23 protein-coding genes and 2 pseudogenes are annotated in these 24,830 nt (G+C 43.5%); 2 read left to right on the top strand and 23 right to left on the bottom strand.

The genetic code is table 11. From position 1 onward, the window contains the following. Window positions 1-80: 80 nt before the first annotated feature. The 9 genes and pseudogenes from acsC to V9W66_RS01995 form a co-directional block, all read right to left on the bottom strand. The gene (acsC, locus tag V9W66_RS01955; protein ID WP_118753227.1) at window positions 81-1,427 is read right to left on the bottom strand and encodes an acetyl-CoA decarbonylase/synthase complex subunit gamma; all 1,347 of its coding nucleotides are present in this window, start codon (window positions 1,425-1,427) and stop codon (window positions 81-83) included. A 21-nt stretch (window positions 1,428-1,448) separates the two neighbouring features. After that, window positions 1,449-2,390, bottom strand: coding sequence for an acetyl-CoA decarbonylase/synthase complex subunit delta (acsD, locus tag V9W66_RS01960; protein ID WP_144095305.1), 942 nt, complete (start codon window positions 2,388-2,390; stop codon window positions 1,449-1,451). A 172-nt stretch (window positions 2,391-2,562) separates the two neighbouring features. Then, a complete protein-coding gene (gene acsB / locus V9W66_RS01965; protein WP_144095307.1) occupies window positions 2,563-4,692 on the bottom strand; it encodes an acetyl-CoA decarbonylase/synthase complex subunit alpha/beta in 2,130 nt (709 codons plus the stop codon). Window positions 4,693-4,709: 17 nt separating this feature from the next. Beyond that, window positions 4,710-5,260, bottom strand: a pseudogene (locus V9W66_RS01970) (nucleotide-binding protein). 44 nt (window positions 5,261-5,304) lie between these two features. Next, window positions 5,305-7,197 carry an anaerobic carbon-monoxide dehydrogenase catalytic subunit gene (gene cooS / locus V9W66_RS01975; RefSeq protein WP_119240556.1) on the bottom strand — a complete coding sequence of 631 codons (1,893 nt, stop codon included), beginning with the start codon at window positions 7,195-7,197 and terminating at the stop codon, window positions 5,305-5,307. A gap of 117 nt (window positions 7,198-7,314) precedes the next feature. Beyond that, window positions 7,315-8,085, bottom strand: coding sequence for a nucleotide-binding protein (locus tag V9W66_RS01980; RefSeq protein WP_144095309.1), 771 nt, complete (start codon window positions 8,083-8,085; stop codon window positions 7,315-7,317). Window positions 8,086-8,197: 112 nt separating this feature from the next. Then, the gene (locus V9W66_RS01985) at window positions 8,198-9,130 is read right to left on the bottom strand and encodes a methylenetetrahydrofolate reductase (protein WP_144095311.1); all 933 of its coding nucleotides are present in this window, start codon (window positions 9,128-9,130) and stop codon (window positions 8,198-8,200) included. Window positions 9,131-9,154: 24 nt separating this feature from the next. After that, entirely contained in the window at window positions 9,155-9,337 is a 183-nt protein-coding gene (locus V9W66_RS01990) for a CooT family nickel-binding protein (RefSeq protein WP_118369144.1), read from the bottom strand. Between the two features lie 64 nt (window positions 9,338-9,401). Further along, window positions 9,402-9,794, bottom strand: a complete 393-nt coding sequence (locus V9W66_RS01995) for a hypothetical protein (RefSeq protein WP_021650179.1) — start codon at window positions 9,792-9,794, stop codon at window positions 9,402-9,404. A gap of 346 nt (window positions 9,795-10,140) precedes the next feature. Between V9W66_RS01995 and V9W66_RS02000 the strand changes: the two genes are divergently transcribed. Then, on the top strand, window positions 10,141-10,968 hold the full coding sequence (locus V9W66_RS02000; protein WP_186290108.1) for an aldo/keto reductase: 828 nt from the start codon (window positions 10,141-10,143) through the stop codon (window positions 10,966-10,968). A 154-nt stretch (window positions 10,969-11,122) separates the two neighbouring features. Here the strand turns inward: V9W66_RS02000 and V9W66_RS02005 are convergent, their stop codons facing one another. Genes V9W66_RS02005 through V9W66_RS02020 form a run of 4 tightly spaced genes read right to left on the bottom strand, consistent with a single transcriptional unit; the run spans window position 11,123 to window position 15,477 of the window. Then, window positions 11,123-12,139: an NAD(P)H-dependent glycerol-3-phosphate dehydrogenase gene (locus V9W66_RS02005; protein WP_144095313.1), complete on the bottom strand. Its 1,017-nt coding sequence runs from the start codon at window positions 12,137-12,139 to the stop codon at window positions 11,123-11,125. A gap of 12 nt (window positions 12,140-12,151) precedes the next feature. Continuing rightward, window positions 12,152-12,799 carry a glycerol-3-phosphate 1-O-acyltransferase PlsY gene (gene plsY, locus V9W66_RS02010; protein WP_144095315.1) on the bottom strand — a complete coding sequence of 216 codons (648 nt, stop codon included), beginning with the start codon at window positions 12,797-12,799 and terminating at the stop codon, window positions 12,152-12,154. A 4-nt stretch (window positions 12,800-12,803) separates the two neighbouring features. After that, the gene (der, locus tag V9W66_RS02015; protein ID WP_015525309.1) at window positions 12,804-14,129 is read right to left on the bottom strand and encodes a ribosome biogenesis GTPase Der; all 1,326 of its coding nucleotides are present in this window, start codon (window positions 14,127-14,129) and stop codon (window positions 12,804-12,806) included. Beyond that, on the bottom strand, window positions 14,092-15,477 hold the full coding sequence (locus V9W66_RS02020) for a DUF512 domain-containing protein (RefSeq protein ID WP_144100361.1): 1,386 nt from the start codon (window positions 15,475-15,477) through the stop codon (window positions 14,092-14,094). Before V9W66_RS02020 ends, der begins: the two co-directional genes overlap by 38 nt. A gap of 144 nt (window positions 15,478-15,621) precedes the next feature. Between V9W66_RS02020 and V9W66_RS02025 the strand changes: the two genes are divergently transcribed. Continuing rightward, entirely contained in the window at window positions 15,622-16,794 is a 1,173-nt protein-coding gene (locus tag V9W66_RS02025; protein ID WP_015525311.1) for a ribose-phosphate pyrophosphokinase, read from the top strand. Here the strand turns inward: V9W66_RS02025 and pgeF are convergent. From pgeF to V9W66_RS02075, 10 genes and pseudogenes are all read right to left on the bottom strand, one after another. Beyond that, on the bottom strand, window positions 16,781-17,626 hold the full coding sequence (gene pgeF / locus V9W66_RS02030) for a peptidoglycan editing factor PgeF (RefSeq protein WP_144095317.1): 846 nt from the start codon (window positions 17,624-17,626) through the stop codon (window positions 16,781-16,783). The two genes, V9W66_RS02025 and pgeF, sit on opposite strands and share 14 nt — an antisense overlap. Before the next feature lie 18 nt (window positions 17,627-17,644). Beyond that, window positions 17,645-18,004, bottom strand: a complete 360-nt coding sequence (locus V9W66_RS02035) for a YraN family protein (RefSeq protein ID WP_144095319.1) — start codon at window positions 18,002-18,004, stop codon at window positions 17,645-17,647. A gap of 45 nt (window positions 18,005-18,049) precedes the next feature. Then, the gene (locus V9W66_RS02040; protein ID WP_144095321.1) at window positions 18,050-18,805 is read right to left on the bottom strand and encodes a ribonuclease HII; all 756 of its coding nucleotides are present in this window, start codon (window positions 18,803-18,805) and stop codon (window positions 18,050-18,052) included. Then, window positions 18,805-19,662: a ribosome biogenesis GTPase YlqF gene (gene ylqF / locus V9W66_RS02045; protein WP_144095323.1), complete on the bottom strand. Its 858-nt coding sequence runs from the start codon at window positions 19,660-19,662 to the stop codon at window positions 18,805-18,807. Before ylqF ends, V9W66_RS02040 begins: the two co-directional genes overlap by 1 nt. A 42-nt stretch (window positions 19,663-19,704) precedes the next feature. Beyond that, complete coding sequence (gene lepB / locus V9W66_RS02050; RefSeq protein WP_144095325.1) at window positions 19,705-20,313, bottom strand: signal peptidase I; 609 nt, start codon at window positions 20,311-20,313, stop codon at window positions 19,705-19,707. A gap of 96 nt (window positions 20,314-20,409) precedes the next feature. Then, window positions 20,410-20,757, bottom strand: coding sequence for a 50S ribosomal protein L19 (rplS, locus tag V9W66_RS02055; protein ID WP_015525316.1), 348 nt, complete (start codon window positions 20,755-20,757; stop codon window positions 20,410-20,412). A 138-nt stretch (window positions 20,758-20,895) separates the two neighbouring features. Beyond that, on the bottom strand, window positions 20,896-21,771 hold the full coding sequence (locus V9W66_RS02060) for a methionyl aminopeptidase (protein WP_092072034.1): 876 nt from the start codon (window positions 21,769-21,771) through the stop codon (window positions 20,896-20,898). 196 nt (window positions 21,772-21,967) lie between these two features. Beyond that, window positions 21,968-23,131 carry an RNA-guided endonuclease InsQ/TnpB family protein gene (locus V9W66_RS02065; RefSeq protein WP_144095327.1) on the bottom strand — a complete coding sequence of 388 codons (1,164 nt, stop codon included), beginning with the start codon at window positions 23,129-23,131 and terminating at the stop codon, window positions 21,968-21,970. Further along, window positions 23,061-23,593: pseudogene (locus tag V9W66_RS02070) on the bottom strand (IS607 family transposase). The gene V9W66_RS02065 and the pseudogene V9W66_RS02070 overlap by 71 nt, the downstream one beginning before the upstream one ends. A 400-nt stretch (window positions 23,594-23,993) precedes the next feature. Further along, window positions 23,994-24,692, bottom strand: a complete 699-nt coding sequence (locus V9W66_RS02075) for an energy-coupled thiamine transporter ThiT (RefSeq protein WP_144095329.1) — start codon at window positions 24,690-24,692, stop codon at window positions 23,994-23,996. Window positions 24,693-24,830 lie beyond the last annotated feature (138 nt).

Genomic DNA, 24,830 nt, shown 5'->3' on the forward strand with positions numbered 1-24,830 from the left:
TATGGCTGTGCAGCAAACCTGCACAACCGCTTATAACTGTCGGCGCTATTACCGGACAGCTGATTTCTTAAACCTTAAATTTATGCATCAAGGTCTTTTAAGAATTTCACAAGCTGTACTGCTTCTCTTGGTCCTACGATGATCTCCCATCCAGGAAGCTTAGCCTCAAGATCGCCCTTAAGAACTGCTACTTTACCAGGAATAACCAGTCTTCTGCATTTAACCTTCGGCTCAACATTCTCTTTGATGTACTCGGAGATGCTGTTTCCGGAGAATTTACCTGCTGCCCAGGATGTAAGTACGGAAAGTCCGCCTGCATCATTGATCACTAGGTTAAGCGGAACACCGGAACGCTCCAGCTCGCCAGATACTACGAAATATGTAAGAGCAAAGTCTACTGTTGTTACAACGAGAGAATTCTCGTCTGCTCCGTTCAGAGGATAAATACCCGGCTCTACCTTCATTGGCTTCTGAGGATCTGTAAATACATTCTGACGAAGTCCGAACAGCGGAAGTGCCTCTGCATATGTCATCTGCTCCATAACGATGATAGAACCATATTTCATAGTAAACATGGAAGCAAGTGCTGCCTGTAAATGTTTGTCACCCTTCGCAAGTTTAACAAGGTTAACGATAGAAGGATAACCAAATGTTCTGTCCTGATTCTTAAGAGCTGCACGACGAACCTGTACAGTATTTGCAAAGGTCTCTTTGATGTCAGCTCCTGTTGTATCAAGTACGAGATTCTTGTTGCCAAGTTTCTCAATAGCTGCTGTAGTATCATATAATTCATTGATGTCCTTACCGGATACACCGAGAACTACGCCTGCATCTGTAGCAACCTTGCTCATTGCCTCGTAGTTGGAAGCGTTTGCTCCGTTAAGAACCGGTTTGCTGTCCTTACATACTTCAAGGGCAGCTTTTGCGATCTCAGGATCTGTACAGCCAAGGATCAGTGTTTTTCCAAGACCTTTAGCCTTCTCTACAAGTGCTGTAAATTTTGCAGCATCTGCATTCTCATCGCAGTTTACATAAACAAGCTCTACATGCATTCTCTCACCGATACGATCATAGTCAACGTGTGGGATCTCTGCAAGTTTTGCTTCTACTTCTTCATCACTCATACATGTGCAAAGTGATACGGCATATCTTGTTTTGCTTACAAATGTCTTCTCATGTCTGAAAAGAACAGTCTCGCCACCAAGTGTAAACTCTCCATCGCCTGTTCCGATTTTGATAGTTTTCATTGGCGGTGCAGTTGCCTCAGAAAGAGATGCTAATGCATCCTCTGACATATGTGGACACTGCTCAATTTTCATAGCGCCCTGTGCAACTTTCATAGAGAAAGCCATACATGTAGGGCATCCACATTCCTTACAGTTTTTCTTTGGTGTTAATTTAAAGATCTGAATACCATTCAGTGCCATAGCTCTTTATCCTCCTATTTATTACGCAAGTGCTTTGATCAGCTTGGAAATTGTCTTAACAGATTCCGGATGTCTTAAGATAACTGCATCAGAACCAGCTGCAAGATCAGCTGCTGCTGTCTCAACTTCCATGTCGATTCCACGCTCGTCCTGTGGTCCCCATGCAGGCATGTCTGCTTCGGAAGCCATTGCCTCTTTAACATTCCATGTCTCAGCGGATACAGGTGTAATAATAGGCATCTGCAGCATGTTATCATTCTGGCCTAACGCGGCACCTTTGATACGGTCCATAGTAGATACTACGTACTCATATCCATAACCAACTGCTGCACTACCGATATTCATAACGATCTTCTTTGCATCTACACCAAGCTGTGTAGTAACAACGTTAAGCTGTTTAGCAAGGTTGATATCAACGGCAGACTCAGCGCCTACGATCTGATTGTAAGCAAGACCTGCTGCTGCACCGATCGCTTTGTAGTTCTCCTCTTTCTCGGAAAGGATCAGTGCATTTCTGCCCTGAAGAGCCTCTGCAACCTTCGGAAGGAGCTCTGCATCCTTCTCAACATTCTTGCAGCCCTCTACAACCAGCGGACAGTCAACTGCATCTGCAACTTCTTTAACAACTGCGATCAGCTCATCGATAGATTTGTTAACACCGTTCGGGTCGCCGCCCTCAAGAATAAGTGCAACAAAGTCAGCACCCTCCATAGCTTCAGCTTTCTTAGCAATGTCAGCCATTGTAGTAGCACCTTCATAGTAAGCTTTGATACCTTCAGATACGCCCTCAAGGCCCATATCAGAGATCTCTACACCGATCTTCGGGCAGTTCTCTGACTCTGCGTCAAAGGAATAAAATGGGAATGTACAATCCCCACCAATTGTCACAGTCTTATCTCCGCTTCCGATTGTGACAGCATTAATCTTTGCATTGAACTTTTGTGGTTTCTGATTAAACGGCATTTTTCGTTAGCCTCCTTAAAAATAATAATTAAAAACTACAGAGCTTCTTATATTATACTACATAGCACCAGTTATTGGCAAGATGCAGCACTATATTTCCGTTAAAAAATCGACAAACTTTTTAACAGTTTACAGGAGAAAGGATGTCCGCACATCCTTTCTCCCGGATAAATTACATCATCGGATCAAGTCCGAGAGCCGGATGTCCTTTTTCTGTAAGGAATGCAACCAGTGTCTCCGGATCTTCTGCAATCGTCTCATCACCGATCATGTCTGTAAAGTTATCGATTCCGTAAAGCTCTTTTGCAGTCTTATTAAGTCTGTCAGCTACGAATTCTTTCAGTTCTTTCGGCATCCATACGATACGCTCGATACCGCCCTCAGCCTTCATGAACTTCTTGGAGGAAATGAAATGTTTACCATGTCCCATGAATCCAGGTGTCTGAACTCCACCACCTGTCATGGATGCCATCTCAGGGAATGTCATTCCAAGTGGTGTCATGCCTGCATACTCACGGTTAGCAATAACAACACCGTTGGAGAATGGCTCGATACCACAGATACACTCGAAGCATCCGCAGGAAGTCATCGGATCCTGCATGATGGAGTACAGGGTAACGTGCTCCAGAGCACCCTGGGAGAATTTCTGAACTGCCTCATCAACGTCCTCATAAGCACCAAGATTCTCATCGATCGGACGCTCTTTTGTGATGATCTGGCAAGGACCAGCCGGGTCAAGCTGATGTGTAGCTTTTGCATCCAGCCATGAAACCGCACCGCAAAGACCAAGTCTCTCAGGTGTTACTACACATACGTGGCTTGGTGCGAATGCCTGGCAAAGGATACAGCTGTAATATACGTCAACAGACTCATCTGTCAGAGTATCAAGACGCTCATCACGTTTGTCAAAAATCGGAATTGCAACCTCATGACGGATTCTTGTACACTCAGCAGGATCTGTATAGATAACAACCTCACATTTATCAACAACTGCATCGAACTCATTCTTAACAGATGCATAAAGAACCTCACCGATATGTTTGATTCTGAAGCCTGCATTAAATGCATCAATGCTGATACGGATACGCTGCATATCACGCTGTCCTGTATGGTATACACCCTCGATACAGTTGATATAGTTGTGGAATTTACGCTCGATAACCGGCTCAAAATCAGCCTGCATATTCTTACCTGCAACTTTAACAACATATGCAATGCTGTTCTTGCTGCCGAATTCCATCTCATCTACTTCAGGTCCGATTACTGTGATCTTGTGATCCTCGATCTCAGAAGCATCACAGGTCTGTACAAGCTCTGCACAGTCTACACGGGAACCATCGAACTCAACCTGCATGTCTTTACGACGGATGATCTCACCCTCGAATGCAGATGCGAAAGCAACCGGAATATCGATATTTGTGATCTTGATCTTAATATCACGCGCCTCAAGAGAAGTAGCGTTAAATTTGCTTACGTCCTCCTGAACGATAAGGCTCTTCGGTACACGGAAGATATTCTCTGTCTCATTTGTAACAACCGGGAATCCAAGTGCGATAGCGCCTGCACCGCATGCTACGATCACATCATCCAGAGGTTTGAATGCGTTAACAAATGCCGGTACACGATCCATTGTGTATTTCATAAGTGTTCCTGCATCTCCAGGTGTTACGTTACCGAAGATCAGAGCTGCACGGATCGCAACGGAAACTACATGGACAACAGATGTAACATCTTTTCCAAGAGGAATAACACGAACGTTGGCACCTGTCTTCATTCCGGCTTCTGCAACCTGATCAATAATTCCGCCAACAAGTGTTACCAGGATACCCTGTGCCTGATAGCTCTTTACAAGAGCAACACCCTCTTCTGTAGTAGGAGCAGCACCAAGGATAACAGCAACGCCTGGGATATCGCCTGTTACAAGCGGTACACCGAGCTCACGGATAACAGCATCACCAAGATGTCCATAGCATGGCTCTTCATAAGGAGTTGCTCCGTCGATATATTTCAGAACCTCGATGAACTCTGCGCAGAGTGCTGTAGCAACACCGGACATGAATGCATCGTTCAGTCTTTTCTCTCTTGTCATAAGTGTTTTTACAACGCCAAGAGCTTCTTTTAATTCTTTTAATGTTGTAACTTTTGTTCCTGTTACAGCATAGTAGCAAGGAAGGCTGTAAGCGGTATTCGGGAAGCTGACAGCTTTGTCTTCGCCATACTGAGCGATTGCGCCGTCAATAGCACCCTCTGTTAAACCATATACAGCATCGTTTCCGCCGAATACTCTATCAAATAAAGTCACTGTAATACCTCCTATTTTTACAGAATTGAATTCTGATCAATTTTGTCTTTGATTTTTCTGATTTCAGCTGTTACAGTTTCACTGAAATCGTAGGGAGATTTCCCCTGACGATCAGCATCTATAACTTCTGTATTATAGTGGATCATTCCAAGCAGATCCTCTGCCGGGATCTTACTCCGGATAAATTCCTCATCCTCCGGATTTCTTACCTTATTGGCCACGACCTTAACCTGAGAAACTCCCAGATCCTTTGCAAGACGTTTAACATTCTTATATGTCTGTACACTTCTTGCCCCTGGTTCGATCACTACAATAAATTCATCCATGCTCTCCGTGGTGCCCCGGCCCAGATGCTCCAGGCCGGCCTCCATATCCATGATCACCACATCATCTCTGTGGATCACAAGGTTATTGATCACTCTTTTAAGCATCACATGTTCAGGACAGACGCATCCGGATCCACATCCGCCGCAAGGACTTTTTTTCCCTCATCTGCGTATAGTCTTGCAAGTGTTGCTGCGAAAGTTGTCTTTCCTACTCCGCCTTTACCGGTTACTGCTATTTTCATTTTACGTCTTCCACCTTTTATAACATTTTAAAGATCGTAACGGATTAGATTCCTAATGCTGTTCTCTTCTCTTCAATTCTCTCGATCATAAGATCAACTAATTTCTCGATGTCTGTCTCTACTGTATAAGCAGCACCTGTCCATTTTCTTGTTCCCTCTGTAAGAAGCTCGCACATTTCTGAAGAACCGGAAACATATGGATCAACACCAAGGAATGTATCAATACCAGTACCAACTACGTAGTTACCAATGGATACAGCTTTTTCAGACATCCACTCAGGAGCACATCCTACTACAGGAAGCTGATTGATCTGAAGTCCTGAATCTTTTGCAAGTTCAGCAGCCAGGATCATCATACGGGAGATATCTACGCAGGATCCCATATGAAGTACTGGTGGGATATCAGCCAGCTCGCAGACACGTTTCAGACCTGCACCGCAGAGATCTCTTGCGGATTTGTCCATCAGACCAGCTTTAGCAGCTGCCTGTGCGGAACATCCGGAAGCGATGATAATGATATCATTTGCGATACACTTCTTCATCAGTTCGATATGTGCATAGTCAGGACGGATCTTAGGATTGTTACATCCAACCATAGCGACAGCACCACGGATAACACCGGAAGTGATGCACTCAAGTAATGGTTTGGTTGTTCCTGTTACATCAACCTGAGAGTTTGTAACACCATCAAGAACTTTAACGATCGCTTCTACTGAATAACCAACAGTAGCTTTCTGTTTCAGCTGTGGGATATGTACAAGCTCAGGTTTTCTGTTCTTGAAGTTATCGATAGCCATCTTAACGATTGCTTTTGCATTTTCTCCTGCTGTCTCAGCGTTGAATCTGATAAATTCAGAATCCGGCATCTGAGCGATCGGAGAAGTTGTAACAAATTTAGTATGGAAGCATTTGCTCAGAGGTCCTAATGCAGGGAAGATACACTGAACATCAACTACGATCGCCTCGCAGGCACCTGTCAGTACTACGTTCTCCTGCTGCAGGAAGTTACCAGCCATCGGAACACCACGACGCATAGCTACCTCGTTAGAAGTACAGCACACACCGGAAACGGTGATTCCTTTTGCTCCTACAGATTTTGCATAATCGATCATTTCTTTGCTGTCTGCATACTCACAGATCATCTCAGAAAGACTCGGATCATGTCCGTGTACAACAATGTTTACGTTCTCTTCAACCATTACTCCAAGGTTAGCCTCTGTATCAAGTGGCTTCGGAGTTCCGAATAATACATCAGAGAACTCTGTTCCCATCATGGAACCGCCCCATCCATCAGCCATACCGCAGCGAAGAGACTGTTTTACAAGTGCCTCCGGAAGAGATGAACATCCCATATGAGACATATGCAGGGAGCTTGCAACCTCACGGTCGATAGCACGTGGTGCGATTTCGTTCTCGATCAGTTTTTCTTTCTGTCCTGCAGGCATTCTGTCAAGGAATCTCTGATATCCGAACGGTTTACCATATTCCATAAGACCGATCTCAGCCATCTCATGAGCCAGATCATAGATATCCTTGCCTTCTGTTTCCACGCCCCACTCTTTAGCGATGCGAAGCAGTTTCTCAGGATCTTTTACCTGATAATTTCCGCCCTCTTTTGCACAGTACAGTGTATGGCAGATCTCACGACCATGATCGGAGTGAGTAGCTGCACCACCGGCTGTAAATTTAAGGAAGTTTCTTCCTACGATACCATGGGCATCACATCCGCAGACTCCTCTTGGAGCCTTCGGTGTAATACGACACGGTCCCATTGCACAGATACGGCAGCAGATACCCTGCTCACCGAATTTACAGTGCGGAGTCTGGTTCTTTGCACGGATCTGCCATGCATCTGCTCCTACCTTTGCACCTGTCTCGAGAAGACGGGCTGTAGCGGCTTCAAATTCCTCCACTGTAGTTAATTTGAATTCACTCATTATAGACCTCCTTTAATAGCACATCTATTTTTATTTTTCTTTTTATAATAAGCCCAGGGCAGGAACCCATCCCCACCCATGGGTTATTTTCTTTTTTAAAAAAAGGTTTATATTTCGTTATAAACCTAATTTATCAAAAATTTCAAAAGCTGCTTTTCGCATCGGATTATCCTCAGGAAGAGTAACAGTCGGTTTCCCGTCGCAGTCATATTCATAAACTGCCTCATCCTGTGGTACCACACCGATCAGATCGAGTCCCTGATTCCGGATCTCCTCAAGGATTCCTGGATTCAGTTCTGCTTTTGGCGCGCGATTGATAATAAGACCTACTCTGGAAGGCTTCATATCGCATTCCTTAATAAGTTCTGCGATCCTGCCAACTGCCTGAACGCCTCTTCTGGAGCAGTCACTTACAAGAATTGCTGTCTCCATGCTCGGAAGGATTCCTCTACTGATATGTTCCATTCCGGCTTCGTTATCCACAACAATATACGGATAATTTTTCTGGTATTTGGCAAGCTGCGCCTGAAGCAGACCATTTACAAAGCAATAGCAGCCTTTTCCCTGTGTTCTTCCCATCACAAGAAGATCATAATCATCTTCCTCTGCAAGAGCATCCTCAAAACGTACCTCCGCATAATCTGCCTTGGACATTCCTTTGGGGATCGGGCTTTCCTCTGCTATCTCAGCATGTGCGATCTCCTCGCGGACATCGCCAAGAGTCGTATCTACTTCTACGCCAAGAACCTCATTCAGATTTGAATTGGCATCTGCATCTACAGCCAGTACAGGTCCTTTTTTCTTTTCGCAAAGATACTGGATCAGCATTCCGCATAATGTAGTTTTTCCAACGCCGCCTTTTCCGGCGACTGCAATAACATGTGCCATAAAACGGGTACCTCCTGATTTTATATCTGTTATGCCGGCGCATAAGGGAGGTGCCTGATACTGTTCTGACACCTCCGCATCGTGCCGGAATTCTTATTTATTTCGTTGATGATTAGATAAGTGTACGAAGTCCGGATCTGTCAATGATCTCGGATACATCTTTCCATTTGTTTAATGCATAAAGATGGATACCGTCAACACCAAGAGCGCGATACTCATCGATCTGTCTGATGGTGTATTCGATTCCTTCTTCTTTGAATCGTTTAACCTTGTCCTCATAGAACATGTCAAATGGTTTACCATCAGCATCTTTAGCGTTAAACGGATTCGGGAACAGCCAGTTTCTGGAGATCAGCCTGCAAAGCTCACTGTCCATTACACAGCCGTTACGTGAAAGAGCCATATTAATGGTAGCTGCCTGATCCAGGATCGGCATTACACCAACATCTACAGGCATTGTCACTCCAGCCTCGCGGATAGCGTCCAACCAGTATTTAAACTGTTCCATATCCCAGCAGAGCTGGGTCATGATATAATCAGCACCATTGTCCTGTTTCTGTCTCAAAACAGCAATATCAGCATCCAAGCTTCTGCATGCGATATGGCCTTCCGGTGAACCGGCTACTGCGATCTCGAACTTATCGCCAAATTCATCACGGACAAATTTAACAAGGTCTGTCGCATAATTGAAGTCTCCGCAGGTTGTTGTCTCACCAAGTGGAATATCTCCGCGAAGTGCCAGCATATGGTTAACGCCATCTGCCAGATACTGTTCCAACTGCTGTCTGATCCCTTCTTTTGTGTTCTTGATCACTGTGAAGTGTGTTACAGGAACAGTTCCTGCATTCCTGATCATCTGGCATACTTCCCTGTTGGCACCGACATTTCCGCCGCCTGCACCGTATGTACAGGAAATATACTCCGGTCTATACTTCATGAGATGTTCAATGGTCCCCGGCAGGTTTGCCATACCTTTTTCTGTCTTTGGCGGAAAAAGTTCAAAGGAAAGCAGCATTTTTTCTCTCATTGCTTCAGATAATTTCATTGATCGTCCCTCCACATATTTGTATCAGTCACACTGCAGTTTCACGATGCTGTTTGCAAGATCCACCATAAGGATACTGCCTTCTACCTCGCGCTCATCTCCCATGATATCTCGAAGGATCAATTTATTTCCGTCCACATCAATCCGGCTTACATTCTTAAAGATCACAGAATTATCTTCTTCCTTATATACTGTTGCAAGACACATAATCATTCCTCCAAATAAGTGGCATCATTTAACCACTATGCTGTCAAAACTGTTCTGTCGGTTTTTATTTCAGCTCTTCCTTAACAAGTGTAAGGGCAAGTCCAAGTCTCATATTGCCTTTCTGAAAATCTGCAACTGCCTCTTTGATCGTCTTCGCAGCTGCATCCATGTTAAGTTTCTTAAGATTGTCAGCCATCTGATCAAGTTCTGCGGCATGATGCTCGTTATGCTGCAGCATGTAGGTAAGAAGTGCTACAGTCTCATTCTTGCAGTCACCGTTCTCGCAGGAACCGCAGTGTCCATCACCGTGTGTATGACAATGGTTATCTCCTTCCGCATGGCTGTGTGTATGGCTGTGAGTCACACCGTCCTCATGGGTGTGCTCATGTGTATGTTCATGGCTGTCTGCATGTCCATGCTGAACAAGATTGCCATTCTCATCTTTGATTAAATGCATAAATACCCCTTTCCTGTATCCGCCGGGCGGACACTCTCATGACAAGAATTTATCAATTAAATTCATTATACATCTTTTCACTGTTATTATCAAGAAAATAATTATAAAATATAGCCAAAATTATATGCTGTTTTTCCTATTTTTCCAAAAACTTTGACAGTAAATTAACTCGATTGTTTCATTTTTAACGAAGTTAGTTTCTTCAAACCACAACTTATTACTCAGTCTGCACGTCTGTCCAACTCTAAGCTTTATCACTTTTGTAATATAATTGATGTGATTCTTTCATATTTTTGTGCTATAATAGCAAAAGCATGGAAAGCAGAACATACAAGGAGGAATTATTTTGAAAGAAACTGTTTTTCTGAACAACGACAGAGAAATGCCTCTTCTGGGGCTTGGCGTATACAAGTTGCCCGATGACGTACAGGCCGAAGCAGCAGTCACTTCTGCTATTTCCGCCGGCTACCGCATGATCGATACCGCTTCTGTTTATAAAAATGAAGAAAGCGTTGGACGTGCCATTGCCAAATGCGGAGTTCCCAGAAAGGATCTTTTCATCATCAGCAAAATCTGGAACAATGCGCAGCGTCTCGGCGATGTCCAGGGAGCTTTTTCCCGTAGTCTCGACCGTCTGAAAGTCAGTTATGTAGATCTCTATCTGATACACTGGCCGGTTCCCGGCTGCTATTTGAGCACCTGGAAAGAGCTGGAATCCATTCTGGAATCTGGACGTGCCTTAAGTATCGGCGTCAGTAATTTTGATATCCGGCATCTGGAAGAGCTCCGTAAGATATCCGGGGTTATTCCTGCGGTAAACCAGATCGAGTGCCATCCTTTGTGTTACCCTGCTGAACTGATCGAATACTGCAAGGCTTTCGGTATTCAGGTACAGGCTTATGCTCCTCTGGCAAGAGGTGCATATTTTGATAATGATGTAATGTGTGTTCTGGGGACCAAATATGCCAGGACTCCTGCACAGATCGGGCTTCGCTGGGCAATACAGAAGGGAATTTCTGTCATTCCGAAATCCATCAACCCGGAACGAATCCGCAGTAATGGAAACATCTTTGACTTCAATATCGAGGATGAAGATATGGCGATCATCGATACACTGAACGAAGATCTGCATACTTCTCATGTTCCAGAAGATCTCCGTGATATTCAGTTTTAATTTCCATAATAATGCAAAAAAGATATCTGTCAGATCATAAGTGATCGTCTGGCAGATATCTTTTTATTTTTTCTTTTCAGTTGATACGGCGATCCTGTTATTCCCAGCTTAGCATTTCACATATCTGAAACCCGGAAATATTTAGCTGATCCGCTCACGCATTTTCCCACGGGAGCATGGGCGTTTCCACTTTTTTATCACGCAGCATCAGGTCCATTACTGCTTCCGCTGCTGATTTTCCTTCAAACAGTACGCGGTTCACTTCCGTTATGATAGGCATCTCCACCTCATATTTCTCCGCAAGTTCTCTTGCAGCTCTTGCAGAATAAACACCTTCCACAACCATCTGCACTTCTTTCATAGCTTCTTCCATCGTATATCCCTGGCCGATCAGATATCCGGCCTTTCGATTACGGCTATGCTTACTTGCACAAGTCACGATCAGGTCGCCGATCCCGGACAGGCCGTAAAAGGTTTCCATCTGCGCCCCCATTTTTTTACCAAGCCTTCCTATTTCCGTGATTCCCCTGGTGATCAGTGCCGCCTTGGTATTATCTCCATATCCAAGGCCGTCGGCAGTACCTGCTGCCAGTGCGATCACATTTTTCAGTGCTCCGCCAAGTTCCACCCCAAGGATATCCGGTGTTGTATACACGCGGAACACAGGGCTCATAAAAATACTCTGAAGGTATTCCGCAGTTTCCTGTGTATGTGCGCTGATCACACAGGTTGTAGGAAGTCCGCGCCCTACTTCTTCCGCATGGCTTGGACCGGAAAGTACAGCTACATTACCCTGCGGGATTTCTTCTTCGATCACCTCGCTGAGTGTTTTCAGTGTCTTTTCCTCAATACCTTTAGCAACATTGACGATTTTCTGATCCCTGCACACAAACGATGCCATCTTGTGTGCAATACTCCGGATATACGGGGAAGCTACTGCCAGAACTGTTACATCCACATCCTTAAGCGCACGCTCCAGATCTGTCAGGACATCAATTTCATCCGGAAGCCGTACCCCCGGAAGCCTGTCAGGATTTTCTCTTTTTTCCCGGAGTTTCCGGGCATTCTCCGGTCTTGCTGACCAAAGAAGGACTTCATGGCCATTATTATGCAACAGGAGTGCCAGGGCTAATCCCCAGCTCCCCGAACCCAGTACACTGATTTTTGCCATAAATCTTACCTCTTATTTTTTATTCTTACTGCTTAAAAACACCTTATTCTCTGTTCCATGAAACAGTCTTACAATGTTTGCCCTGTGTCTGTAGAACGCCATTGCTGTAAGAACCGCCATCACGATATAAAGCTCAACCGTATGCGCCTGATCCATCCCATATTTTCCCATATGTCCAAAAACAAGGACCAGGATAAAAGCCACCGCATATGCACTGAGAGAGCAAAGTGATACATAATGAGTTATAAAGAACAGCGCAAAAAAGACAGCTGCACATACAATAAATATCTGCCAGTCAAAAGCAATGATCATACCCACAGAAGCAGCAATTCCCTTTCCACCGCGAAATTCCATAGAAATCGGAAAATTGTGGCCAAGGATACATCCCAATGCTGCATAAAGGGTAAGAAGCGGAAGGATAACATTCATGGAATTTCCATAAACCATTCTTACGATCACGATAGCCAGTACACACTTCAGGCAGTCTCCCAGCAGGGTGATCGCTCCCGCCTTCTTTCCAAAGGTCCGGAAGGCATTCGTAGTACCCGCATTCCCGCTTCCATGCTTTCTGATATCTGTCTTGTGGACTTTTCCAACAATATAGCCTGTCTGAAAAAGCCCGCATACATAACCGATAACAAGACAAATAATACGTTCCATACTTTTATTCCTTTTCCCCGCGCTCGCGGATGATAAATTTCAGGGAAGTTCCGGAAAATCCAAAAGCATCCCTGATCTTGTTCTCCAGATATCTTACATAGGAAAAATGCATCAGTTCCTTGTCATTGACAAAGATAACAAATGTCGGCGGTTTTACCGCAACCTGTGTCATATAGAAGATCTTCAGTCTTCTTCCTCTGTCAGACGGCGGCTGCTGAAGAGCGACTGCCTCAGAAAGGATCTCATTAAGAACACCTGTCTGGATACGAAGTGTCTGATTTTCGATAACTGTATCAATATTTTCGAAAAGCTTTGGAAGTCTCTGGCCTGTTTTTGCAGAGATAAAGATGATCTGTGCATATGGCATAAAGGAAAGGATCTGACGGATCTTTTCCGTATGCTTGTAGATGGTCTTGTCATTTTTCTCAATGGCATCCCATTTATTTACCGCTACGATGATACCCTTTCCTCTGTCATGGGCGATTCCCGCGATCTTAGCATCCTGCTCGGTAACGCCCTCGGAGGCATCGATCACAACTACAACCACATCTGCACGCTCTACAGCTGTCACAGTACGGATAACACTATAGCGCTCGATTTCTTCTTTTACCTTACCCTTGCGTCGAAGTCCTGCAGTATCGATAAAAATATAATCTTTTTTGTTCCAGGTAACCTTTGTGTCAATAGCATCACGTGTGGTTCCTGCAATATTGGATACGATCACACGCTCCTCTCCGAGAAGCTTGTTGATCAGAGAAGATTTTCCCACGTTCGGCTTTCCTACAATGGCGATCTTCGGAATATCATCCTGATCTTCCTCTTCACTCTTATCCGGGAACTCTTTGATCACCTCATCCAGCATATCTCCAAGGCCTTGTCTGTTAGCTGCGGAAATCGGGATCGGTTCTCCGATTCCAAGATTGTAAAACTCATATACGTCCATCATATATTTCTGGTGGCTGTCTACCTTGTTAACTACAAGACGTACCGGCTTGCCGCTGCGGCGGAGCATATCTGCCACCTTGGCATCGGAATCCACAAGACCCTGGCGGACATCTGTGATAAAAATGATCACGTCTGCCGTATCAATGGCGATCTGTGCCTGCTCTCGCATTCTGGAGAGGATGATATCGCTGCTGTCCGGCTCGATTCCGCCTGTATCAATCAGAGTAAATGTCCTGTCAAGCCATGTGACATCTGCATAAATCCTGTCACGGGTTACTCCTGGTGTATCCTTTACTATGGAAATATTGTCACCTGCCAGAGCGTTAAACAGAGTGGATTTGCCTACATTAGGCCTTCCCACTATCGCTACTACTGGTTTGCTCATAAATTTGTCTCCTTCTTGTTTGTTTATGTTCCGGAGGGTAGATCACGGCTTCCACCAGATCACGTCCTCCTGTGTCTACGATTACAATTTCTGTATTCAGTGCTTCCGAAAGCTCTTCCAGCGTCATGTTATCCAGAAAAATCTCCTCATCACCTTTCAGCATGCTGCATGGGATCAGAAGCTTCTCTCCAAGGTCAAGACCGGAAAGCTGCTCTTTCAGATCCTGCCCTGTGATCAAACCGGACACTGTGATCTTTTCACCGAAAAAACGATTCTCGATGGTTGTGACTGAAATCTGCACATTGGGATATTTCTTCTGGATCTCTTTTATATAGCGTGCGATAAAAGGCGCTGCCAGTTTTCCTGTGGCGATCCTGCCTGTCACCTTACGGTCGTCACCGGAAAGCCCCTCCAGCGTTTCTTTTATTTCCGTTTCCAGAAGTCTGAGCATTCCCACGCCATTCTCAAGCTGCAGATATCCATCATATTCATCCTCACAGGGAAGCTCCCTGTCTGCCAGAATATACCATTCGTCTGAAGCATGGATAAAATGGATCCCGTATTTCTCCATCATGCTCTTCTGCCAGCGTGCGATCTGCCCCAGGACTTTTTCAGCATCTTCCTTATTAAAAGGCTCCAGAGGATAGAGACCTTTTCTGTATTTGGTAAGTCCTACCGGTACAACAGAAACGCTCTGAAGGACCGGCGCATAAGCGGAAAGCTTTTCAAGGCTGTATTCCAGCTCGTCTCCGTCATTGACACCCTTACACAGTACGATCTGTCCATTCATGGTGATTCCTGCATTGTACAGCATATCCACCTTATCCAGAGCTTTTCCTGCAAAACGGTTATGCAGCATTTTACACCTGAGTTCCGGATTCATTGCCTGGAACGAAATGTTGATCGGTTCCAGATGATAGCGGATCACACGCTCAATATCCTTCTCACTCATATTGGTAAGCGTAACATAATTTCCCTGAAGAAAGGAAAGCCTGGAATCATCATCCTTAAAATACAGCGTCTCGCGCATACCTGGCGGCATCTGATCAATAAAACAGAACATACACTTATTTGAACAGGAGCGATAGTCATCCATCAGTCCTCCGTTCTCAAATTCTATTCCAAGGTCTTCCTCATATTCCTTCTCTACCTCCAGCTCCCACTCTTCACCATCAGGCTTCTCTACCAGAAGCACCACGAGCTCTTCATTCATGAGATACCGGTAATCGAAGACATCTTCCACAGGCTGTCCGTTTACAGACACAAGTCTGTCTCCCGGCTCCAGCCCCAGCTCCTCGGCAATACTGTCGGGCAGCACCCTGGAAATCATATGCTTTCTTAATTTCATCATTATCTCCCTTTTCTATCCCGTATATAATAACAACTTTGCTCTTAAAAATCAACACTTTGAGAAAACACCTTGACTGACACGTGGGTCTGATGTTATAAATAGACTGAGAATTTTTAATGACATACACTTAGGAGGAATATTATGCCAAACATAGAATTGCTGGAAAAGTCTATGCCTGTTGCCCCGATCCGAATCGCCGCACTTGCCGGATGCCGCGAACTGGCCGAGGAGGTTGACAAAAAGCTGGTTAAATTCCGTAAAGAACTTGTAGCCGCCAAGAAATCCACCATTATCCCACAGGGATATGCAGAAAAATCTTTCCTTGTAGATTGCGAATGCCCACGTTTCGGAACCGGTGAGGGTAAGGGTTACATCAAGGAATCTGTCCGCGGAACAGACCTTTATATCATGGTAGATGTGACCAATTACAGCCTTACTTACAGCGTATGCGGTCATGAGAACCACATGTCTCCGGATGACCATTACCAGGATCTGAAGAGAATCATCTCCGCAGCCACCGGTAAAGCACACCGCATCAACGTTATCATGCCATTCCTTTACGAGGGACGTCAGCACAGACGCACCAAGAGAGAATCTCTTGACTGTGCACTTGCACTTCGCGAGTTAAGTGCCATGGGTGTTTCCAACATCATTACTTTTGATGCTCATGACCCACGTGTACAGAACTCTATTCCGCTGAAGGGCTTTGATAACTTTTTCCCCACATACCAGTTCCTGAAAGCACTGGTCAAAAATGTCCCTGATTTCAAGCTTGACAATGATCATCTCATGATCATCAGCCCGGATGAAGGTGCCATGTCCCGTGCTGTATACTTCTCCAATATCCTTGGAGTCGATATGGGTATGTTCTACAAACGCCGTGATTACTCCACCGTGGTCAACGGAAAGAACCCGATCGTTGCTCACGAATTCCTCGGAGATTCCGTAGAGGGCAAAGATGTTGTCATCATCGACGATATGATCTCTTCCGGAGAAAGCATGCTGGATGTTGCCCGTCAGCTCAAAGAGCGTAAAGCCGGACGTGTATTCGTCTGCACAACCTACGGTCTGTTTACAGATGGCGTAGCCAAATTTGATGAATATTACGAAAAAGGCTGGCTGGACAGAGTCATCACAACCAACCTTAACTATCGTATTCCTGAGCTTCTTGACCGTCCATACTATATCGAAGCAAACATGAGCAAATATCTTGCAAGTATCATCGATATCATCAATCATGATGTATCTGTCGAGAAGGTTCGTTCCAGCAACGAAAAGATCATGGATCTCATGAAAAAAGTCAACGAACAGTAATAAATGCTCCCAGGTTTCCACGTTTCCCGTGAGAAGCCCTGTGTGAGTAAAGAAAGAGCGGATTACAGCAGGTGCAGATGCCCGGCATTGAGATCCGCTCTTCTTTTATGCCTGCATCCAGAAAGAGCCTTCGGTTCGCCTCCCACAGATTCAGCTGGTATTTCCCATCTGGTTTTCTGTAGAAAAGCACATCCCAGTATTTTTCTTCAAACGCCTCTCTAAACTGATCGATCACATCTTCACTGACTTCATAGCAATCCTGACAGATAGAAGGACCAATGGCTGCATAAAGCTCTGAAGGATCTGTCTGAAATTCCTCAGTCATCTTCTCCACCGTCACTTTTCCGATCTTTCCTACAGTACCTCTCCAGCCGGAATGAGATAATCCCACAGCTCTATGTACCGGATCTATAAAGAAAAGTGGTACACAGTCCGCATAAAACGTTGCCAGCACCAGTCCCGGCACATTGGTGATCATTCCATCCACATCCGTATAAGGTCTTGGTTTTGTGATCCCATTTCCTCTGTCTTCTTCCGTGACCACACGTACATTGGTGGTGTGTGTCTGATCAGAGGTTACGATATCTTCCATGGAAAATCCCATAGCAGCAGAAAGTCTGCGGTAATTTTCCCGCACCGCAGACTCTTCATCCCCTCTTGTGAAGCTTAAGTTCATAGATTCATAAATCCCCTGGCTTACTCCTCCCAGACGGGTACTGAAGCCATGTACGATTCCGGAAAATTTCTCAAAAGCAGGATATGTAAGCCAGGTAACCTCGTTCTTCTGATTTACATTCATTAGCTGTTTATCTTTATACCATTTTATTTTCATCTTATGTGACCAGTCCTTTCAACTGCAAAAATCAAAAGCATTTTTTATCCAGTGGATGTTCTCTCCATCAATTCCTACTACGTCAAAACGGCAGGGAGGCAGCTCCCGGTATCCATGTGCAATCAGATAAAACATTGCCACTTTGCTGATGATCCTCTGTTTTTCTCTCCCTACCGCTGAAAAAGGATTTCCACTCTTTCCGTTCTTTCTGTATTTCACTTCAATAAACACCAGATATCTTCCATCCTGCGCAACAAGATCGATCTCACCACTTCGGCAGCGAAAATTTCTTTCCTTGATCTGCAGCCCCTTTTCTTCCAGGAACGCTGCAGCAATTCCTTCATAATAGCTGCCCTTCTGTCTTCTATTTTCCTTCAGATAAACAAAACCTTTCTGTTTTTGATGTCGGTATCTTAAGTATTTTTACGATAAATGTGTGATAAACGTTTTTCTGTGTATCGGACTTGGTCCATATTTCTTCAGTGCTTCAATATGCGCTGCAGAACCATATCCTTTATTGGAGGCAAATCCGTATTCCGGAAGAACCTTATCATATTCTTCCATCATCCGGTCTCTGGTCACTTTGGCAACAATACTTGCTGCCGCAATGGATACACTTTTTGCATCACCTTTGATGATGGGTACCTGCGGAATCTGGATTTCCGGTATGGTAACCGCATCGTTCAAAAGCAGCTGAGGCTGTACAGAAAGCCTGCTCACTGCCTGACGCATTGCCTCATAGGTTGCCTGCAGGATATTGATCTCATCAATCCTCTCCGGACTTGCCATTCCAATTCCAACAGAAACTGCTCCCTCCAGGATCACATCGTACAATTCTTCTCTCTTCTTAGCTGTAAGCTTTTTAGAATCATTCAGCCATAAAATATCGCAGTCTTTCGGAAGGATCACCGCACAGGCGACTACCGGTCCGGCAAGAGGGCCTCTTCCCACCTCATCGATCCCGCAAAGATATCCAAGATGCTCATATTCATGTTCATATTTCTTCATGCTCTCTGTACGTACACGCTCATCCTCCAGAGCCTGAAGCTTTTTGTGATACTGCTGGATCAGTTTCTGTACACCGCTTCTCTCATCATTTTCATAATGACGAAAAAGGGCGTTATATTCGCCCTCCTTCGCTGACGCAAAACGCGCCTTGATATCTTTCATTGTTTCCATTACGCTTCCTCCGGTTCTTTTGGAAACTCAAGAGTCACTTTTCCCAGTTTTCCGGAACGAAATTCTTCCAGCAAAAGGCGGGATGCTTTCTCATAATCAAGCTCTTCGCCCTTTTTCAGACATCCTCTTGCTTTCGCAACTGCAGTAAGGATATCCAGCGGTTTCAGCTCTTCTTCTACATTGTATCTCTCTCTGATCGCTGCCGGATAAAACTCCTGCAGATATCCGATCAGACCCAGGGCAAGTTCTTCGATGTTCAGAATATCGTCCTTGATCGAACCGATATAGGCAAGACGCATTCCAACTTCCTGATCTTCAAATTTCGGCCAGAGAATTCCAGGGGTATCCAGAAGCTCCACACTTTTATTCAGACGTATCCACTGTTTTCCTTTTGTAACTCCTGGTTTATTACCAGTCTTGGCACAGGCTTTTCCTGCAAAGGTATTGATAAATGTTGATTTTCCAACATTAGGGATTCCTGCAACCATCGCACGTACCGGACGGTTTTTGATTCCTCGTCTCCGGTCTCTCTCTGTCTTTTCCTTACATGCCTCTGTGATTGCCGCAGAAACGGCCTTCATAGATCCCTTATTGCGGGAATCAATACTTACCGCATAGATTCCTTTTTCTTTGAAATATTCCATCCAGGCACGGTTCTGTCTCTCATCGGCAAGATCTGCTTTGTTGAGAAGGATCATACGCGCCTTGTTTTTTCCCAACTCATCAATATCCGGATTTCGGCTGGAAAGAGGAACTCTTGCATCTACAAGCTCAATGATCAGATCGATCAGCTTGATATCTTCCTGCATCTGACGCTTCGCCTTCGTCATATGGCCTGGATACCACTGTACGTTCATAATTCACCTCATTTATCTATACTTTAATCTGTTTACTTTGATCTATTTTATAAAACCTATTTTATTTTTCGGAGAAACTGTAAACCAAACTTTCCCGACAATGTACTTCTTACTGATATTTCCTATATCGCTGAAGCGGCTGTCCTCACTGTTATTGCGATTATCACCAAGGACAAAATATTCCTCGCTTTCCAGAGTTATAGCACTATTTGCAAGTCCTCCATCTGTCATATCCTGATAAGCTCCGTTTTCTTCATAAACCTTGCCGTTGATATAGATCTTCCCGTCTTTAACCTGAACAGTCTCCCCGGGAAGGCCGATCACACGTCGGATATGCAGGGCTGCCGAGTCACTGGCGCTTGTTTTAAAAACGATCACATCTCCACGTTTTGGTGAACTGACCTTATATAAAGCCCTGTTTACAAAAAACTTTTCATTTACAGAATACGTGGGTTCCATGGCACTTTCCTGCAATGTCACAGTCTGAAATGCAGAGATTGCAACCAGCACAGCAAAAACCAGGGTCACAATAATTTCAAACACCCATTTCACGATTCCTCTTGTCCTGTCATCACGAAGCTTCTCCCTTGCTTCGGAAACAGCTCTGTTTTCCTTCAGATTTTCGATATTAATCTTCTTATTTAATCCCATATTCTATCCCCTGTATGTGTCTTTACACGCATACGCACTGATGTAAAAAGAGGGACAATAGCAAATGTTATTGTCCCTGCCTCTTTACTTATGAAATTATTTTACAAGCTCTTTAACCTTAGCAGCTTTACCTACACGATCTCTCAGGTAGTTCAGTTTCGCACGGCGTACTTTACCATGACGGATAACCTCAACCTTAACTACATGTGGGGAATGAAGCGGCCATGTTTTCTCAACACCAACACCGTTGGAGCTCTTTCTTACTGTGAAAGTCTCTCTTGTGCTTCCACCCTGTCTCTTAAGTACTGTACCCTCGAAGATCTGAACACGCTCACGTGTTCCCTCTTTGATCAGTGCGTGTACTCTTACTGTGTCTCCTACGCGGAACTGCGGTACTTCAGCTTTCAGCTGAGCGGACTCAATGTTCTTAATAATTTCGTTCATTTCTTTCTCTCCTTAATTATACTGGATGTTCTTAATACACATATGGTAACAGAGGACCATCTTTTTTCACAACATATGTGATTATACACTAGATAACTTCTCATTGCAAGGACTTTTTTTCCGGATTTTCGATGGCTTTTACCAGCAAAGGACCTCATGTCCTGTTTCTGTGACAAGGACCATGATCTCCCACTGTGCCGATGGCAGACCATCCTCTGTCCTCACTGTCCAGTCATCGATCTCATCTGTATAGATTTCATCAGATCCCATATTGACCATTGGTTCAATAGTAAAGATCATTCCAGGTACCATGAGTACACCTGAATCTTCCTTAGATGTGTAGCTTACCCATGGATCTTCATGAAACTCAAGACCTACACCATGTCCGCCAATTTCTCTCACAACTGTATAGCCGTTTTCCACTGCATGTTTGTGTACAGCACTTCCCATATTTCCGATCGGTGTCCATGGTTTTACCTGTTCAAGGCCAAGCTCTATGCATTCTTTTGTCACACGGACAAGCTTCTCCTTCTCCGGACTTACCTGTCCAATACAGAACATACGGGAGGAATCAGAAAAATATCCCTGATAAATGGTGGATACATCTACATTGACAATATCACCTTCTTTTAAGACAATTTCTTCATCCGGGATTCCGTGGCATACTACCTCGTTGATAGATGTACATACGCTTTTTGGAAAACCTTCATAATTAAGTGGTGCCGGAATTCCGCCATGACGTACTGTTTCTTCATGTACCCAGTCATCAATCTGCTGTGTCGTCACGCCTGGTCCGATATGCTCTGCAACATAATCAAGAACTGCAACATTGATCTTGCAGCTCTCTTTGATCTTCTCGATCTGTGCAGGTGTCTTGATCAGATCATGGTCAAGAACTGCATACCCCTTCTTTTTCATGAGTTCCATTTTTTCATCAAATGCTTCATGACATTTTTTATATTTTTTTCCGCTTCCACACCAGCAGGGATCATTTCGTTCGATTTTTTTAGACATCTTTTTCTTCTGCCACTCAAAATATGTGTAAATATACTCACATCGAGATAACGTAGACTCTCACGAGTTCTACTTACTGCTTCACCGTGTATGTTTTTGATTGACCGAAATCATATCTACTCACAAGTTCTTGTACACTCCGCAGTCGTAAATTCCCGAAAATAGCCTTCGGTACATACTTACGTTTGCGTTTTAGTTATGCAACTTCGTAAGTTATTGCATCTCTCAAATTAAGTGCAGCATTGAGATCTCTGTCTTCGACATAACCGCAACTGCATTTGAATATTCTATCTGAAAGCTTTAAATCTTTTTTGATAGCGCCACAGCAGTGACAGGTTTTAGATGATGGATACCATCTATCTACTATTCGAAGTTCGATCCCATTTTCATTGCATTTGATTTGCAGCTTTGTTCTAAATTCATAAAACTTTTGTGATGCAACTGCTTTTGAAAGATGTCGATTCTTCATCATACCATTTACATTTAAGTCCTCGATCGTTATATAAGATGGCTTGGTTTTCACTATCTCAGCGATTGTCTTGTTAATGTAATCAGTACGGATATTATCTATCTTATGATGAAGTTTCTGTACCTTGAGTTTTTGTTTTTGTATATTCGCCCTTTGAGTGACTTCTCCTTTCTTTAGATTTTCATACTTACGGGAGAGACATCTCTGTTCCCGAATAAGTTGTTTCTCAAGCTTTTTCAGTCTTGCTGACTTGTTGATGTTCTTATAAGTCTTACCATTAGAAACAATGGCAAAATCCTTTAATCCCAGGTCTATGCCAATTCCTGCATTGGAATTATCAGCAATCTTGTTATCAGAAATTTCTACAAGAACTGAAACATAGTATCTGTCAGCTTTCATTGAGACCGTGCCACTTTTAACCACATATCCGTCTTTAGTTGTTGGAATATATCCTTTTTCTTTGATACGGACCCAACCAAGTGACGGAATATTGATTCTATGCCTTTCGCAACGACAATCCTTTGGATTATTCTTTACAAAATACATCTTTACATCAGATCTGCCTTTCTTTTTGAACTTAGGAAAAGCACTCTCGTGATTGAAAAATCTTGTAAAAGCAGTTTGTCCATTATTTACTGACTGTATTACTGCTTTTGAATAAGCTTCCTTGATCCACGAATACTCCGGATGCTCAGAAAGATATTCATTGTTAAGCCAGACTCTAAACCTGTTACTGCTCATAAACTTTTCACCGTTGTTGTAAAGTTCTTTATTATGGGCAAGATAGAAATTATAAATAAATCTACAAGTTCCTATCGTCTTATGAATCTTGACTTTCTGTTCCTCTGACGGATTTATTTCCGTCTTGAAGCTCTTTAGCAATTTCCACATCCCTTTCTATTTGTTTTTTATACTTACGAAGTCCGTACAACCTGCAAGAGAACACATGGAGTATTGAAACAATATCCTGCACGAGGTTTTGATTTTTTGTTCCATCACTTCATCTAATAATTCGTTCCACTTTTTACGATTGTAATTAAGGCCACTTCCATAATCTTCAATACACTGGTCTACAATAATACCTTTGGCATTACAAAACTGTCGTAAAAATGCAACCTGGTTTTGTAAATCATCTTTTTGATTTCTTGTAGATACCCTGGCATAAATAACTACCTGACGTTGGTCATCTTCAGTACTTATTCCTTTGAATTGCAGATATTGGTCATAAGTGTAATAACGTCTATCAGTTGGAGTTCGGTTTGCCTTTAGAGTTCCGTCTCTATCCCAACGCTGTAATGTTTTTACAGATACACCTAACAGTTCAGCAAAATCTTTTGGCTTGTAATTTGTGATATTTGATGTGTTCATAATAATTTACTCTTTTGAGTACTTTTAAACATATTTGATCACATTAGTCAACAAATTTGATTACTTAAGATATTCTCCTTTTCGCAACTGTATGGCTGCTTTTTCTTTTGTATTTTATATGTTCAGATTATATCTGTCTGAAATATTTTAACCGAATCAAAGAAGTCTCCTATGTGGTTGCGAAAAGCAATAAACTGTAGGTGGGGACTTGCCTTCATCCGTTTGAATGGGAAATTATTCCGCCTGATTATCATAGCACAACTTTCTTTAGGTGAAAAGTATTCTTTGTGTTTTTGGTTTGTTTTATATAACTTTTTGTGATTTTTCAATAAAAAAAGATCGTAGTAGCTTGAACGATCTATTTTTATTTATGTGTCTGTATTAATTATTTTTCGGTGGCTGCAGATTGTCGGTTTCCACCAGTTGCCATTATTCGCATTCGCCCAAGTGCACGGGATACTGCCGGAATAGAAATTACTACGATCGTCAGTACACCTTCCAGAAGAATATAACTGTAATTGTAAATAATCGGATACAAAGCTGTCAGAGACTTCGGAAAATTATCCGGCATATAATCCATCCAATAAAGATATCCACCAAGTGCATGGAATGCCCCTCTTGCCAGAATTGCTAGTATGTATGCTTTAAGAAGACCATGTTTTCTGGATTTTGTAAATAATCCGGAAAGCCCCATGGCTCCAAATGCCAGAATGTAATCACAGCATACCTGAAAAAATGAAAGGACATATGGCTCCTGGAGGAACTGAAAAATCCCATATACAAGACCGGTAAGAATTCCTACCTTAATGCCATACCAGTAACCGATCAGAACAATAAACAACATACTGAACAAGGTCACAGATCCGCCAAATGGCAGTTTAAATATCTTAATGTAGGAAGTTACATATGCAAGTGCCAATGCTACTGCACAGGTAACCAGCTGCTGTGTGGTAAATTTTAATGCAGATGTGTTTTTCTGAAGTAATACTGCTACCAGAATTATCAAAATCAGGACTGCAATAACAGATACGCCATATCCTGCCGTTGTGAGACCGCCTTCGGCAGTCACAAGAAAATTAAACATCCTCTTTTCTTTCCTCCTTACGATTAAATTGCCCAAATCAAGTTCAAAGGTCAAAGCCTGCACCTCTTCACAGCCTGGTCAGGCTCCTTTGGTCTTACCTATTGTAGCATATGGAAAAAGAGATGTAAATGGTGGGAG

This window comes from Blautia massiliensis (ex Durand et al. 2017) (genome assembly GCF_051861785.1).
In the GTDB taxonomy this organism is placed as follows: domain Bacteria; phylum Bacillota; class Clostridia; order Lachnospirales; family Lachnospiraceae; genus Blautia_A; species Blautia_A luti_A.